Below are 15,073 nucleotides of genomic sequence, written 5' to 3'. Positions count from 1 at the left end.
TGGACGGAGCGGGTGGTCACTGCGCGCGGCTCACTTCTGCCGGGGCTTCCAGGTCTCGACGTTCCACCAGGGGCCGGCGCCGAGACCGTGGTCGTGCGGCTCCACCTGGGTGCCGAGTCCGTCCCACTTGTCGTTCACGACGTAGAGGTGGTCGATGTGGGTGAGGAAGACGTAGCCGGGGTTCTCGGCGAGCCGGCGCTGCACGGTGTCGTACGCGGCCTTGCGCGCTGCCGGGTCGGCGCTGCGGCGCCCTTCGGCGAGGGCGGTGTCGACGGCCGGATCGTCGTACCAGGCCATGTTGTTGAAGCCGTCGCCGCCGAGCGAGGAGGTCAGCAGCAGGTACTGGTCGAAGTCCGGGTCGGCCGGTGAGCCGCCGCCCGCGAGGACGGCCTCGGTCTTCATCCGGGGTTCGATGACCTCCCAGGTGCCGGCCTCGGTCCTGACCTCGATGCCGGCCTTCTTCGCGTCGGAGGCGAAGGCGAGGGCGTGGTCCTGGCGGATCTTGTCGCCGGAGGTGTACCAGAGCGGGAAGGATGCGCGCACCCCGTCCTTGGTGCGGATCCCGTCCTCGCCCGCCTTCCAGCCGGCGTCGTCGAGGATCTTGCGGGCCCCTTCGAGGTCGTGGCGGCGCTCGGTGCCGGCCGTGAACCACGGGCTGTCGGTGGGCACCGGGCCGAAGGCGGGCTTGCCCGCGCCCTCGAGCAGCTTGTCGACCATGGCCGTGCGGTCCACGGCGACGTCCAGTGCGCGGCGGACGGCGAGGTCGCCGGTGACCTTGTGGTGCGTCGGGAGGGTCACGTTGCGGTAGTCGAAGGTCTTGGCGGCGTAGGTCCGGCGCGTGGTGTCCTTCGCGAAGCCCTCGGCGAGGTTCGGCGGCAGGATGGCGCCGTCCAGCTCGCCGGAGCGCAGCCGGGTGGCGCGTACGTCGTCGTCCTTGATCACGGCCATGGTGAACTTCTTGACGGCGGGCTCGCCGCCCCAGTAGCCGGGGTTGGCCTTGAAGCTGAGCTTCTCGCCCTTGGACCAGCCGACGAGCACGTAGGGGCCGGTACCGATGGGCCGTGTGGTGAAGTCGCCGCTGTTGACGTCCTGCCTGCCCGCTATGTGCTCGGGAGCGATGGGCAGCACGGTCCGCTCGGCGAAGGGCGCGTAGGGGTACTTCAGGGTGAAGACGACGGTGTCCTCGCCCTTCGCCTCGACGCCCTCGATCGCGTCCAGCTCGGTCTTGGAGGCGTTGTTCGTCCCCGCGGCGAGGATCGTCCGGTAGGTGAAGACGACGTCCTTGGCGGAGAACGGCGCCCCGTCGCTGAACGTGACGCCCCGGCGCAGCGTGAAGGAGTAGGTGCGCCCGTCCTCGGAGACCTCCGGGAGGGACTCGGCCAGGGCGGGCTTCAGCTTCATGTCCGCGTCGTGCGTGAGCAGACCGTCGAAGATCTTGGAGTTGCCGTCCTTGCCGTAACCCAGCAGCGGGCTGAGGCTCTCCGGCTCGGTGGCTATGCCGACCACGACCGAGTCAGCGCCGGCCGCGCCGCCGGCCCCGGCTCCGGGGGTGGAGCAGGCCGCCACGCCCGTGATGAGTGCGGCGGCCAGTGTCGCCCTGGCCGCTCCCCGTACTGTCCGGGCCGTCATGCTGTGCACATCCCTGTTCACGTTCATCCGTTATTGCAAAGAGCTGGCAATAATGCCAGACGTGATCAGAAGTCGACGAATCGGGTCACATCGCCGGTCAGTGACGCACGGGTCTTGTCGCCCTCCCGCCTCCCGTGCCATATATGTCTAGACCTTTACGGAAGCCGAGGAAGGCACCCCGTGCGACGCAGCGCCCCCACGCTCGCCCTCTTCCTGATCCTCACGGGCCTCGCGGGCCTCACCGCATGCACCGCCCCCGACACCGAGCCGCCGTCCGCCCCCACCGGACTCACCGCCCAGGCCGGCAGCGCCACCTCCGTGCACGTCATGTGGAACGCGGCCGCGGAGCGGGACGGGGTGACGCACTATCAGGTCTTCGAGGGCGAAAGGCCGGTGCGGGAACTCCCGGCCGAGAAGACCATGGTGGACGTCACCGGCCTCGCCCCGCAGACCGGCTACTCCTTCACGGTGCGGGCCCGGGACGCCGCCGGGAACCTCTCCGAAGCCGCTCCGGCCGCGCTCGTGACCACCCCGGCCGCCAAGTCCGAGGACCGTACGGCGCCCACCGCCCCCGCCACCACCACCGCGGCCGCGACCGGACCCCGGTCCGCCCGGGTGTCGTGGACCCCCTCGACGGACGACACGGGCGTCACGGCGTACGACGTCCACCAGGGCGGCGTACGCATCCACACGGCCGGCCCCGGCGACAGCGGGACCACGCTGACCGGCCTGCGACCCGACACGGTCTACACCTTCACGGTCCGGGCCCGCGACGGCGCCGACAACTCCTCCCCCGACGGCCCGTCCGTGGACGTGAGCACGCCGCCCGCCTCCGGCGACGGGCCGGGCACCGCCCCCGCCGATCTCACCGCGGCCGCCTCACCGGGCGCCGTCACCCTCACCTGGACCGCCCCCGACACCGGCCGCCCCACCGCCGAGTACGAGCTGTACGTCAACGGACGTCCCACGACCGTCATCCAGTTCGGTGCGGGCTCGGTGCCCGCCGGCCGGGTGGAACACCGCCTCACGGTGGCCGAACCCACCGGCACCCAATGGGCCGTGAAACTGCGGGCCAGGCTCCCCGACGGCAACTGGGGAGCCTTCTCCGCGGAGCGGCGGATCACGCTCGTCGCGTGAACCGGGGGCACCCGATCCGGCCTTAACGGCACGGTGGGATAAGAAGATCACGCACAATACTCCCGTGTTCGGTGAGTACTCGGTCAATGACAATCAGCCAGATTCCGCGGACGGCGTCCCCGAGCCGGGCGCCGGGACACCACCGGGAAACCTGCCGCAGGAGCCCGCGAGCTTCATCGGCAGGGAGCCCGAACTGCACCTGCTCGGAAGGCTGTTGCGCGAGCGGAGACTGATCACCCTGACCGGGGTGGGAGGCGTCGGCAAGTCGCGGCTCGCCCTGCGCGCGGTCGCCGACGCCGGCCAGGCCCGCCGCGACGGCGTCTGGTGGGTCGAGTTGTCACCGCTGCGCGATCCCACCCTGCTGACCGCGACCGTCGCGCACGCCGTCGGCCTCGCCGACCACTCCCCGCGCCCGCTCGACGAGGAGCTGTGCGCGTGGATGGCCGACAGGGAGCTCCTGCTCGTCCTGGACACCTGTGAGCACCTGGTCCCCGACTGCCGGCACCTGGCGGGCGAACTCCTGCAGTCCGCACCCGGGTTGACCATCCTGATCACCTCGCGGGAGCCGCTGCGCAGCGCGATCGAGGAGGTCGTCGAGATCCGCCCGCTGCCCTGCGAAGGTCCCGCCAGTGACGCCCTGACCCTCTTCCGCGCCCGCGCCCTCGCCGCGAGCCCGCGCGCCGCGGCCGTATTCGCCGACCCGGAGCGGACCGCGGTCGCCGCCGAGGTGTGCCGGCGTCTGGACGGGATCCCCCTCGCACTGGAACTCGCGGGCGCCCGGCTGCGGTTGTGGACGGTCGAGCAGATGGCCGAGCGGATCGGCGAGCGCTTCGAGATGCTCTCGGACGTCCGCGTCCCGCGGCCGCCCCGGCACCAGACGATGCGGACCACGATCGGCTGGAGCCACGAGCTGTGCGAGCCGCTGGAACGGCTGCTGTGGGCCCGGCTCTCGGTGTTCACCGGCGACTTCGACATCGCCGCGGCGCGCGCCGTGTGCGCGGGCGGCCCGCTGCCCGCAGCCCGGGTGGAACGCGTACTGGCCGGCCTCGCCGCCAAGTCCGTGGTCCTGCGCACCGAGGAGCGCGGCGCCGGCGCCCGCTACCGCCTGCTGGACACGATCCGCGAGTACGGGCACGACTGGCTGGGCGAACTCAGCGAGGCGCAACTGGTCGCCGACCGGCACGCCCACTGGTACGCGGCGCTCTCGCACGCCGCCGACCGGGGCTGGATGGCCCCGGGGCAGGTGGACTGGTACCGCAGGATCACCGCCGAGCACGCGCAGCTGCGCACCGCCCTGGAGCACCTGCTCACCGCCGACCCGACGGCGGCGCTGGAGATGGCCGGGGCGCTGTGGTTCTACTGGTTCGCGTGCGGGCACGTGCACGAGGGCCGGGCGTTCCTGGAGCGGGCCCTGCGGCTCGCCCCGCGCACGGAGCTCGCGTACAACCAGGCCCTGTGGGCCCTCGGGCTGACGATGCTGCTCCAGGGAGACATGGACGAGGCCCGGCGCCTCGGCGAGGAGTGCGCGCGGAACGCGGCCCACCTGGCGGACCCCGAGCGGGAACTGCGCGCCGCCTACCTGCACGCGGCGTCGGTCCTGATGCCGGGCGACCCGGTACGGGCCCTGGAGCTGGCCGGCCCGCGGGCCCGGGCCGCCCACGGCGGGCGGACCACCGGACCGGGCTGGCTGCTGTGCAAGCTGACCACCAGCTACTCCCTGTGCGCCCTGGGGCGCTTCGAGGACGCGACCGAGGAGGCGCGGTCACTGCGGGAGGCCTGCGCGGAGCTGGGCGAGCGCTGGATGCGGGCGTACGCGGACTACATCCTGGCGGTGGCCGCGCTGGGCATGGGCGACCACGGGGAGGCCGCACGCCACGTACGGGCCATGCTCTCCGGGAAACGGCTCCTCGGAGACCGGCTGGGCATCGCACTGGGCCTGGACCTGTTGGCCGCGGCGGTGGCCGGGCTGGGCGACGGCGAGCTGGCGGCACGCCTGCTGGGCACCGGGCACGCGTGGTGGCGGACCGTGGGCCGGCCGCAGATGGGCTCGCCCTCGCTGACGGCCGTACGGGACCAGGGCGAACGGCAGGCGCGGGCGGCGATCGGAGACGCGGCCTTCGAGGCGGCGTTCCGGGGCGGGGCGGCGGCGTCCACGGGCTGAACCCAGCCCGCGGACGGCGCGCTGCGTAACCGCATCGGGGCTCCCGTCAGTACGGGAGGGGTCTGCCCGACGGTGTGCGCAGGTCCAGGTCTCGGGGGGCGGGCTTGGGGACGGGCTTTCGGATCAGCTGCTGGCGCATGCTGCCTCCTCGCTCAGACCAGGGCCGGGCGGCGGGGTTCGACCGCGCGGCTGTCGGGGAGCAGTTCACCGGTGTCGTCGAAGATCACAACTCCGTTGCACAGCAGGCTCCATCCCTGTTCGGGGTGGGAGGCCACAATGCTGGCGGCGTCGTGGTCGGCGCTGTCGGCGGCTGGGCAGGGGGGCTGGTGGGAGCACATTGGCGCACCTCCTCGCGAAGTGGGGCGGGAGGGCCGGTGGTCACCCGGTCGAATCCGCGATCCACGGTGGCGGCGAGTATTACTGATCGCCACCCCCGGACGGAACCCATATTCGCCGTCCAGTTCACGGTGTGTATGCCCGATTACCATGCGCTCATGCCCGTTATCCGGATCGTTCACCGCACGCCCGCGCCGACCGGCGAGGCGTGGTCCAGGCTCACGGACTGGGAGCGCCACGGGGCGCAGGTCCCCCTCACGCGGACGATCATCGAGACCGAGCCCCCGACGCACGCGGGAACGATCTTCACGGCCCGCACGGGTGTGGGCAGGATCACATTCGACGACCGGATGGAGGTCGTGGTCTGGCGGCCGCCCGCGGCGGACTCGCCGGGGCTCGTCCGGCTGGAGAAGCGCGGCCGGTCGGTGACGGGCTGGGCGGAGATCGAGATCCGCCCCCTTCCCGCGGGCGGCTCGGAGGTCCACTGGCGCGAGGAGCTGCGTCTGCGCGGACTCCCCCGCGCCCTGGATCCCGCGGTGGCGGCGGCCGGCCGGCTCCTCTTCGGCCGCGCCATCGCCCGGCTGCTGGCCGGCTGACGGTGCGGGCTACTGTGCCGTGATCACCGCGCCGGTGATCACGGCACAGCAAGAGGAGAAGATCCGTGGCCACTCCGCCACCGCCGCAGCCGCAGGGGCCCGGCCCGTACGGCGGCCCCGTGTTCACGGGCCCGCAGCAGCCGTACGGCGCGTACGGCGCCCACCCGCAGCCGGGGCGCTACGGCTGCAGCGTGTGCGGGGCCTGGCCGGCCGCACCCGCCACCGTACGGGGCCACCAGGGCCTGATCGTGCTGGCGCGGTTCCTGAGCCGCCGGGGCCCGTTCTGCCGGGACTGCGGGCTCGCCACCTATCGCGGCATGTCGTCGGACACCCTTTGGCAGGGCTGGTGGAGCCCGCTGTCCTTCTTCATCACCCCCGTGACCCTGCTCATGAACCTCGGCCCGCGGGCGGCCTTCCGCAGGCTCGCTCCCCCGTCCGGCGGCTTCCGCCCGGCGCTCGACCCGGGCAGGCCGCTGTGGAGCCGTGCGCCGGCGCTGCTCGTCCTCGTGCCGATCGCGCTCGTCGCCCTCGCGATCCCCGCGCTCCTCGTACTGGGCCTGGTGGTCGGTGACGACGAGCCGACGAGGCTGAGCGTCGGGCAGTGCGTGCGCGACGTGGCCAAGGGCTCCGGCCAGACGCTGCTCGTGGAGCCCTGCGACTCACCGAACGCGGAGTACCGCGTCACCCGCCACCTCGGTCCCGGTACCACCTGCGCGGACGGCGAGCTCTACGCCTACCCCGAGTACGGCCCAGGCGGCACGACCACGGGCTGCCTCGCCCGGGTGCGCTGAGGCCCGGGCCGCGCCGGCGGACCGGCATTCCCACGGCCCGTCGGCACGCGGACCCGCAGGCCGGCACTGCGCGGCGGGCCTGCGGGGCACCGGGCGGCACCCCGCACCCTGGCCTCAGGGCGCACGCACCCCGGGGACGCACCCGAGCCGCGCCCCGCCGAACCCGTCCGGCCCCGCGCTAACGGATCGGCATGCCGGAGATCGTGCGCGCGATCACCAGCCGCTGGATCTCGCTGGTGCCCTCGAAGATGGTGTAGATCGCGCTGTCCCGGTGCATCCGCTCGACCGGGTACTCGCGGGTGTAGCCGTTGCCGCCGAGGATCTGGACGGCCTGGGCGGTGACCTTCTTGGACACTTCGCTCGCGAAGAGCTTGGACATCGAGCCCTCGGCCGATTCGAACGGCCGTCCCGCGACCGCCATCCACGATGCCCGCCACACCAGCAGCCGGGCGGCGTCGATCTGCGTGCGCATGTCGGCGAGCTGGAAGGCCACGCCCTGGTTGTCGATGATCGGGCGGCCGAACTGCGTGCGGGTCTTCGCGTAGTCGAGGGCGACCTCGTACGCGGCGCGCGCGGTGCCCACGGCCATCGCGCCGACGGCCGGGCGGGAGGCCTCGAAGGTGGCCATGGCCGCGTTCTTGACCCGCTCGCCCCCGCCGCTGCGGGCGCGCTCGTGGGCCCGGGCGAGGCGCTCGTCCAGCTTCTCCTTGCCGCCGAGCAGGCAGTTGCCGGGGATCCGTACGTCCTCCAGGACCACCTCGGCGGTGTGGGAGGCGCGGATGCCGTGCTTCTTGAACTTCTGGCCCTGGGACAGGCCGGGCGTGCCCGGCGGCACGATGAAGGACGCGTGGCCCTTGGTGCCGAGCGCCGGGTCGACGACGGCCACAACGATGTGGACGTTGGCGATACCGCCGTTGGTGGCCCAGGTCTTGGTGCCGTTGAGCACCCACTCGTCCTTGGCCTGGTCGTAGACCGCGCGGGTGCGCATCGAGCCGACGTCCGAGCCGGCGTCCGGCTCGGAGGAGCAGAAGGCGGCGACCTTCACGTCGTCGGGGGTGCCGTACATCTGGGGGATCCAGGTGCCGATCTGCTCCTCGGTGCCGTTGGCCACGACGCCGATCGCCGCGAGCCCGGTGCCGACGATGGACAGCGCGATCCCGGCATCGCCCCAGAAGAGCTCCTCCATGGCCATCGGGATGCCGAGTCCGGTCGGGTCGAAGAACTGCTGGGCGTAGAAGTCCAGCGAGTAGATGCCGACCTTGGCGGCCTCCTGGATGACGGGCCACGGAGTCTCTTCGCGCTCGTCCCATTCCGCGGCGGCGGGTCGCATCACGTCGGCCGCGAAGCCGTGGATCCAGTCCCGCACCTGCTTCTGGTCGTCGTTCAGCTCCATGGTGAACTCCGCCATGTTCCCTCCACCTGTCCGCACTCGTCGCTCCGGAGGTTACTAGCGGTAACCTACGTGGGGGCCACAGTCTGTTACCGGCGAGTAAGCACTGTCAAGCACGAGCAATGCCGCCGCCGGCCCGCAGTCCGTGTCCGCCGATTCGATCGCCGGGGTGCCTCGGGTGTTACGTTGCGTGTGCGTCACGCACATCGCAAGGGCGGGGAGAGAACACGTCATGGAGACCACGCAGCAGACCGGCGAACCGGGAGCGGCCGAACGCCGCCGGCGGGAGCTGCTCGAAGCCGCCGACCGGGTCGTACTCAGGGACGGCCCGAAGGCCTCCATGAACGCCATCGCGGCCGAGGCCGGCATCACCAAGCCCATCCTCTACCGGCACTTCGGGGACAAGGCGGGCCTCTACCAGGCGCTCGCCGTCCGGCACACCGATGCCCTGCTCGACTCGCTGCGGGCCGCGCTCGACGCCCCCGCGGAACGCCGTCGGCGGGTTGAGGCGACCCTCGACACCTACCTGGCCGCCATCGAGGCCCGCCCGCAGGTGTACCGCTTTCTGATGCACCCGGCGGAGGACTCCCACACCGCCGAACGGGGCTTCGACGTCGGCCTGCACTCGGCGCCGCTGCTGCGCAGGCTCGGCGAGGAACTGGCCCAGGTGATCAGCGAGCGGGTGGACCTCGGTTCCGACGGCGAGCGGCTGGCCCGGGTCTGGGGCCACGGCATCGTCGGCATGATGCACGCGGCCGGCGACTGGTGGCTGGGCGAACGCCCCTGCGACCGCGCGGACCTGGTCGCGGCCCTCACCGACCTCCTCTGGGGCCGCCTCGCCACCGCCGGCAACCGCGAGGACGGCCCGGGCTTCTGACGACTTCAGCCCCGGCGGCGTCCGAGGCGCGGGTCCGGGCGGGGCTTGGGCGGCGCACCAGGGAACCCGGCTCCGCCCGGACCGGCGCCTCGAACGCCGGCGGGGCCGGATCGCCCGGCGCAGCCGGACGGGCAACGGGGCCGCCCCCGGAAGAGACGGCCTAGCCGCGCAGCGCCCCGGCTCCCCAGGAGGTCTTCGCGATCGCCCGCCGCAGGCGACGGGCCCGCATCCCCGTCACGCGGTCCGCGTACACGGTCCCGTCGAGGTGGTCGCACTCGTGCTGCAGGCACCGCGCGAAGAACCCCGTACCGGAGATCCGCACGGGAGCCCCGTCCGAGGTGACCCCCTCCACGACCGCGTGGTCGAAGCGCGCCGTGCCCGCCTCCAGCCCCGGCAGGGACAGGCAGCCCTCCGGCCCGAGGAACTCGTCCCCGTCGGCCGTCACCAGACGCGGGTTGACGATGTGCCCGACGTGCCGTACGTCTTCGTCATCGGGACAGTCGTAGACGAACACCCGCTGGGCGACACCGATCTGGTTCGCGGCGAGGCCGACCCCCTCGGCGGCGTACATCGTCGCGAACATGTCCTCGATCAGCCGGTCGAGGGCCGGGCCGAATTCGGTGACCTCCGGGCAGGGCGAGTGGAGCACCGGATCACCCAGCAGGCTCATGGTGCGGACGAGACCGGTGGTACCGGGGATCAGGCGCTGTCGCATGGCGTCAAGCCTACGACGGGCGACTATATGAGGAGATCCGCGGCGGGGCGGGGGGCGCCGCGGTCAAGGCTGCGGCAGGTACTGGATAGGCTGGGGCCGACCGACGCTAGGAGGACAAGGGACGATGGCAGGCAACACGGAGCCGCTTTCGCCGCGGGCCAAGCTGGCCGTGACGGCGGGCAAGGCCGCGGCGGCGGTGTCGCGGGCCGCGGGACGCGGAAGCGGATCGGTGATCGGCGGCAAGGTCGCACTCAGGCTCGACCCCGATCTTCTCGGCGCGCTGGCGCAACACCTCGACGTCGTCCTCGTCTCCGCGACGAACGGCAAGACCACGACGACCCGGCTGATCGCCGAGGCCCTGCGGGCCAGCGGTCCGGTCGTCTCCAACGCCCTCGGCGCCAACATGCCGGCGGGCATCACCTCGGCGCTCGCCGGCGGCTCGGACGCCAAGTACGGCGTCATCGAGGTCGACGAGAAGTACCTGGCCGGAGTGGCCCGGGACGTCACCCCCAAGGTGATCGCCCTGCTCAACCTCTCCCGCGACCAGCTGGACCGCGCCGCCGAGACCCGCATGCTCGCGGAGAAGTGGCGCGAGGGCCTCCAGGGCTCCAAGGCGGTCATCGTCGCCAACTGCGACGACCCGTTGATCGTCTGGTCCGCCTCCTCCTCGCAGAACGTGGTGTGGGTCGCGGCCGGCCAGGAGTGGAAGGACGACGCCTGGTCGTGCCCCTCCTGCGGCGGTGTCATGCAGCGCCCCGGCGACGACTGGTTCTGCGGCGAGTGCGGCTTCCGGCGCCCGACCCCGACCTGGGTGCTCTCCGGCGACCACGTGCTGGACCCGCACGGCTCGGCCTGGCCGATCCACCTCCAGCTGCCCGGCCGCGCCAACAAGGCCAACGCCGCCACCTCGGCCGCCGTGGCCGCCGTCTTCGGCGTCCCGCCGCAGGTCGCGCTGGAGCGGATGTACCAGGTGCAGGCCGTCGCCGGCCGCTACGACGTGGTCAACTTCCAGGGCCGCGAACTGCGCCTCCTGCTCGCGAAGAACCCCGCGGGCTGGCTCGAAACGTTTTCGCTGATCGACCCGCCGCCGACGCCGGTGATCCTCTCCGTGAACGCGCGCGGCGCCGACGGGACCGACACCTCCTGGCTGTGGGACGTCGACTACCCGCGCCTGGCCGGCCACCCGATCTTCGTGATCGGCGACCGCAAGCTGGACCTCGCAGTCCGCCTCGAGGTCGCGGGCCTGGACTTCCGGGTGTGCGAGACCCTCGACGAGGCCGTGCAGCTCGCGCCGCCCGGACAGATCGAGCTGATCGCCAACTACACCGCCTTCCAGGACGTGCGCCGCCGCGTCGGCAACTAGTACTCATACCCCCAGAGGACACAAGAGCATGAGCGACAACAGCCTGCGTCTGGTGTGGGTCTACCCCGACCTGCTCAGCACGTACGGAGACCAGGGCAACGCCCTCGTCGTGGAGCGCCGGGCCCGCCAGCGCGGCCTGGACGTGCAGCGCGTGGACGTGCGCAGCGACCAGCCCATCCCCACCTCGGGCGACATCTACCTGATCGGCGGCGGCGAGGACCGTCCGCAGCGCCTGGCCGCGGAGCGGCTGCTGCGCGACGGCGGTCTGGAGCGTGCCGTCTCGAACGGGGCGATCGTCTTCTCCGTCTGCGCCGGCTACCAGATCCTCGGCAAGGAGTTCGTCAACGACCAGGGCCAGCGCCAGGAGGGCCTCGGTCTGCTGGACGTCGTCACCCTGCGCGGTGAGGGCGAGCGGTGCGTCGGCGACGTCCTCGCCGACATCGACCCGCGCCTGGGCCTGCCGCAGCTGACGGGCTTCGAAAACCACCAGGGCGTCACCCACCTCGGCCCGACGGCCAAGCCGTTCGCCCGGGTGACGATGGGCCGCGGCAACGGCACCGGCGACGGCACCGAAGGCGCGTACAACGACACGGTGTTCGGCACCTACATGCACGGTCCCGTGATGGCGCGCAACCCGCAGATCGCGGACCTGCTGCTGAAGCTGGCCCTCGACGTGAACGCGCTGCCTGCCATAGACGACCGGTGGTACGAGGCGCTGCGCGCGGAGCGCATCGCGGCCGCGACGCAGCCCGCTTAGCACCCGCGCGAACCGCTCATCAGGGCGACCCCCGCATCATGTGTTCGGCCCGGTTTTCCCTTGGGGGAACCGGGCCGACGTCGTTTTGTACGAGGAGTGCGACCAGCATGTGGAGGATGGTTCAGTGCACTGCTAAACCGCTTGTAGGGTGGCCGTAGTTCCAACCGGACGACGTGGTCCGGTCGCCGGCCCACGTTGCAAAGGTCTCTTCTGCCATGCGCATAGGTGTGCTCACTTCCGGTGGCGACTGCCCCGGCCTCAACGCCGTCATCCGCTCCGTCGTACACCGTGCCGTCGTCGACCACGGCGACGAGGTGATCGGCTTCCACGACGGCTGGAAGGGCCTGCTGGAAGCGGACTACCGCAAGCTCGACCTCGATGCCGTCGCCGGCATCCTCGCCCGCGGCGGCACCATCCTCGGCTCCTCCCGGGTCCAGCCCGCGCACCTGCGCGACGGCGTCGAGCGCGCCCGCGGGCACGTCGCCGACCTCGGCCTCGACGCGATCATCCCGATCGGCGGCGAGGGCACCCTTAAGGCCGCGAACCTGCTCTCGCAGGCCGGTCTGCCGATCGTCGGCGTCCCGAAGACCATCGACAACGACATCGCCTCCACCGACGTCACCTTCGGCTTCGACACCGCCGTCGGGGTCGCCACGGAGGCGCTGGACCGGCTGAAGACCACCGCCGAGTCCCACCAGCGCGTGATGGTCGTCGAGGTCATGGGCCGCCACACCGGCTGGATCGCCCTGCACTCGGGCATGGCCGCCGGCGCGCACGCGATCGTCGTACCGGAACGCCCCTTCGACATCGACGAGCTGACGGCGATCGTCGGCGAGCGCTTCTCCGCCGGCAAGCGGTTCGCGATCGTCGTGGTCGCCGAGGGAGCCAAGCCGAAGCCCGGCTCGATGGCCTTCGAGGAGCGCGGCAAGGACATCTACGGCCACGAGCGCTTCGCCGGCATCGGCAACCTACTGGCCGTCGAGCTGGAGAACCGCCTGGGCAAGGAGGCCCGGCCGGTGATCCTGGGCCACGTCCAGCGCGGCGGCACGCCCACCGCGTACGACCGCGTCCTCGCGACCCGCTTCGGGTGGCACGCGGTGGAGGCGGCGCACCGGGGCGAGTTCGGCATGCTGACCGCGCTGCGCGGCACGGACATCGAGATGGTGCCGCTCGCCGAGGCGACCTCGACCCTGAAGACCGTCCCGGCCGAGCGCTACGACGAGGCGCAGACCGTTCTCTGACGGTTCTCCCGCCGCCCCCCGACGTCCCTTTTGTGACAGACCGCCCCCGCGCGCACGAGCGTACGGGGGCGGCACTACTGTGGTGGGGCAGCACAGTCGAGGGAGTGAACAGATGGACCACAGCGGGCACGGCATGGACATGCACATGGACTTGCCGCCGTTCACTCTCGGGCGCGGACTGGAGTTCTCCTTCGACGCGTTCTTCCTGTTCGCCTCCGTGCTCGGGCTCGCCCTGTACGGGTGGGGCGTGCTGCGGCTGCGGCGGCGCGGGGACTCCTGGCCGCTGGGCCGGACCATCGCGTTCACGGTGGGCGTGCTGACCGTGGTCCTGGTGATGTGCACCAAGCTGAACGACTACGGCATGGTCATGTTCAGCGTGCACATGGTCCAGCACATGGTGATCAGCATGATCACCCCGATCCTGGTGCTGCTGGGCGCCCCCGTGACGCTGGCGCTGCGCGCGCTGCCGCCCGCCGCCCGCGGGCGCAAGGGGCCGCGCGAACTGCTGCTGGCGCTCCTGCACAGCCGGTACATGAGGGTGATCACCCACCCGGCCTTCACGATCCCGATGTTCATCGCGAGCCTCTACGCGCTGTACTTCACCCCGCTCTTCGACTTCCTGATGGAGAGCCGCGCCGGGCACATCTCGATGATGGTCCACTTCTTCGCGGTCGGCATGATCTTCTTCTGGCCGATCATGGGCATCGACCCCGGTCCGCACCGTCCGGGATACGTCATGCGGATGCTGGAGCTCTTCGCGGGCATGCCCTTCCACGCCTTCTTCGGCATCGCCCTGATGATGGCGAGCCAGCCGATGATCAAGACGTACGCGAACCCGCCGGCCTCCCTCGGCATCGATCCGCTGCTCGACCAGCAGTGGGGCGGCGGCATCGCCTGGGCGTTCAGCGAGATCCCCTCGGTGCTGGTACTGATCGCCCTGATCTACCAGTGGTACCACTCCGAGCAGCGGGCCGCGAAGCGCTCCGACCGGGCCGCGGACCGCAACGGGGACCAGGAGCTGGAGGCGTACAACGCGTATCTCGCCTCGCTCCAAGCGCGTGGCCAGTAGCGCGATCCCGTCCCGGCGCGCCACCATGGGGCATGACCGGATCCGTTAAGGCGATGGCAGTGATGACCTTCGCCGCACTGGTGGCCGTCGCCACGTACTCGGTGGTCCTCGGCAGCAACGGCTGGCTGTGGTTCGGCTGGGTGGTGCTGGGGCTGCTGACCGCGGGGATGGCCGCCTCGCGCAATGCCTGAGGAAGGTCGCCGCCGCCCCCTCCATCCCGGGGCTCACCGTCCGTAAAATGGCCGTGACGACGGGATACCGACAGGAGCGGCCTGGTGTTCTACCACTTGCTCAAGCACGTGTTCCTCGGCCCACTGCTGCGGCTGCTGTTCCGGCCGCGGATCGAGGGCCTGGAGAACATCCCGGCAGAGGGCGCCGCGATCGTCGCGGGCAATCACCTGTCGTTCTCCGACCACTTCCTGATGCCGGCGATCCTGGCGCGGCGGATCACCTTCCTCGCGAAGGCCGAATACTTCACCGGACCCGGGCTCAAGGGCAGGCTCACCGCCGCGTTCTTCCGCAGCGCCGGGCAGATCCCCGTGGACCGGTCCGGCAAGAACGCCGGCCAGGCGGCTCTGCGCGAGGGGCTGGGGGTGCTGGCCAAGGGTGAGCTGCTGGGGATCTACCCGGAGGGCACGCGCTCGCACGACGGCCGGCTGTACAAGGGCAAGGTGGGCGTGGCCGCGATGGCCCTGGGCGCCGGGGTCCCGGTCATCCCCTGCGCGATGGTGGGCACCTTCGAGATCCAGCCGCCCGGCCAGAAGATCCCGAATATCCGGCGGGTGACGATCCGCTTCGGCGAGCCGCTGGACTTCTCCCGGTACGCCGGGATGGAGCGCGAGCGCGCCGTCCTGCGGGCGGTCACCGACGAGATCATGTACGCGATCCTCGGCCTGTCCGGGCAGGAGTACGTCGACCGGTACGCGGCCGAGGTGAAGGCCGAGGAGGAGGAAGCGCGGAAGAAGGCCCGGCGCGCGACGCGCTGAGCCTTCTCCCGCTTCACGGGTCACG

15 protein-coding genes are annotated in these 15,073 nt (G+C 71.8%); 11 read left to right on the top strand and 4 right to left on the bottom strand.

The annotated features are described in order from the left end of the window. Window positions 1-30 precede the first annotated feature (30 nt). Entirely contained in the window at window positions 31-1,629 is a 1,599-nt protein-coding gene (locus OHA91_RS31725; protein ID WP_328740478.1) for an ABC transporter substrate-binding protein, read from the bottom strand. A 180-nt stretch (window positions 1,630-1,809) separates the two neighbouring features. On the opposite strand from OHA91_RS31725, the gene OHA91_RS31720 reads away from it, so the two are divergent. Both OHA91_RS31720 and OHA91_RS31715 read left to right on the top strand, forming a co-directional pair. Continuing rightward, complete coding sequence (locus OHA91_RS31720) at window positions 1,810-2,766, top strand: fibronectin type III domain-containing protein (RefSeq protein WP_328740477.1); 957 nt, start codon at window positions 1,810-1,812, stop codon at window positions 2,764-2,766. 64 nt (window positions 2,767-2,830) lie between these two features. Then, window positions 2,831-4,927 carry an ATP-binding protein gene (locus tag OHA91_RS31715; protein ID WP_328740476.1) on the top strand — a complete coding sequence of 699 codons (2,097 nt, stop codon included), beginning with the start codon at window positions 2,831-2,833 and terminating at the stop codon, window positions 4,925-4,927. A 152-nt stretch (window positions 4,928-5,079) separates the two neighbouring features. Here OHA91_RS31715 and OHA91_RS31710 read toward each other — a convergent pair whose 3' ends face one another. Further along, on the bottom strand, window positions 5,080-5,265 hold the full coding sequence (locus OHA91_RS31710; protein WP_031150066.1) for a DUF5999 family protein: 186 nt from the start codon (window positions 5,263-5,265) through the stop codon (window positions 5,080-5,082). A gap of 156 nt (window positions 5,266-5,421) precedes the next feature. Between OHA91_RS31710 and OHA91_RS31705 the strand changes: the two genes are divergently transcribed. Together OHA91_RS31705 and OHA91_RS31700 are read left to right on the top strand one after the other, a co-directional pair. Further along, complete coding sequence (locus tag OHA91_RS31705) at window positions 5,422-5,859, top strand: SRPBCC family protein (protein WP_328740475.1); 438 nt, start codon at window positions 5,422-5,424, stop codon at window positions 5,857-5,859. 65 nt (window positions 5,860-5,924) lie between these two features. Then, a complete protein-coding gene (locus OHA91_RS31700) occupies window positions 5,925-6,650 on the top strand; it encodes an LppU/SCO3897 family protein (protein WP_328740474.1) in 726 nt (241 codons plus the stop codon). 178 nt (window positions 6,651-6,828) lie between these two features. On the opposite strand, the gene OHA91_RS31695 is transcribed toward OHA91_RS31700, so the two are convergent. Beyond that, window positions 6,829-8,058, bottom strand: a complete 1,230-nt coding sequence (locus OHA91_RS31695; protein ID WP_031150059.1) for an acyl-CoA dehydrogenase family protein — start codon at window positions 8,056-8,058, stop codon at window positions 6,829-6,831. Between the two features lie 214 nt (window positions 8,059-8,272). Here OHA91_RS31695 and OHA91_RS31690 point away from each other — a divergent pair, with 214 nt between their 5' ends. Then, the gene (locus OHA91_RS31690) at window positions 8,273-8,917 is read left to right on the top strand and encodes a TetR family transcriptional regulator (RefSeq protein WP_031150057.1); all 645 of its coding nucleotides are present in this window, start codon (window positions 8,273-8,275) and stop codon (window positions 8,915-8,917) included. Window positions 8,918-9,077: 160 nt separating this feature from the next. On the opposite strand, the gene def is transcribed toward OHA91_RS31690, so the two are convergent. Further along, the gene (gene def / locus OHA91_RS31685; RefSeq protein ID WP_328740473.1) at window positions 9,078-9,632 is read right to left on the bottom strand and encodes a peptide deformylase; all 555 of its coding nucleotides are present in this window, start codon (window positions 9,630-9,632) and stop codon (window positions 9,078-9,080) included. Window positions 9,633-9,756: 124 nt separating this feature from the next. Here def and OHA91_RS31680 point away from each other — a divergent pair, with 124 nt between their 5' ends. From OHA91_RS31680 to OHA91_RS31655, 6 genes are all read left to right on the top strand, one after another. Next, complete coding sequence (locus tag OHA91_RS31680; protein WP_030029096.1) at window positions 9,757-10,995, top strand: MurT ligase domain-containing protein; 1,239 nt, start codon at window positions 9,757-9,759, stop codon at window positions 10,993-10,995. Between the two features lie 28 nt (window positions 10,996-11,023). Then, window positions 11,024-11,752 carry a type 1 glutamine amidotransferase gene (locus OHA91_RS31675; RefSeq protein WP_030841891.1) on the top strand — a complete coding sequence of 243 codons (729 nt, stop codon included), beginning with the start codon at window positions 11,024-11,026 and terminating at the stop codon, window positions 11,750-11,752. A gap of 215 nt (window positions 11,753-11,967) precedes the next feature. Further along, on the top strand, window positions 11,968-12,993 hold the full coding sequence (locus tag OHA91_RS31670; protein WP_030765248.1) for a 6-phosphofructokinase: 1,026 nt from the start codon (window positions 11,968-11,970) through the stop codon (window positions 12,991-12,993). 112 nt (window positions 12,994-13,105) lie between these two features. Further along, on the top strand, window positions 13,106-14,062 hold the full coding sequence (locus tag OHA91_RS31665; protein WP_031150051.1) for a cytochrome c oxidase assembly protein: 957 nt from the start codon (window positions 13,106-13,108) through the stop codon (window positions 14,060-14,062). Between the two features lie 32 nt (window positions 14,063-14,094). Further along, window positions 14,095-14,253 carry a hypothetical protein gene (locus OHA91_RS31660; RefSeq protein ID WP_031150049.1) on the top strand — a complete coding sequence of 53 codons (159 nt, stop codon included), beginning with the start codon at window positions 14,095-14,097 and terminating at the stop codon, window positions 14,251-14,253. A gap of 84 nt (window positions 14,254-14,337) precedes the next feature. After that, window positions 14,338-15,048 carry a lysophospholipid acyltransferase family protein gene (locus OHA91_RS31655; RefSeq protein WP_031150047.1) on the top strand — a complete coding sequence of 237 codons (711 nt, stop codon included), beginning with the start codon at window positions 14,338-14,340 and terminating at the stop codon, window positions 15,046-15,048. The last annotated feature ends 25 nt before the right edge of the window (window positions 15,049-15,073 follow it).

The sequence above is a fragment of the Streptomyces erythrochromogenes genome (assembly GCF_036170895.1).
Taxonomy (GTDB): Bacteria; Actinomycetota; Actinomycetes; order Streptomycetales; family Streptomycetaceae; genus Streptomyces; species Streptomyces erythrochromogenes.
The sequence above is the reverse complement of the archived record's forward strand: the minus strand, read 5'-3'. Positions and strand labels throughout refer to the sequence as shown.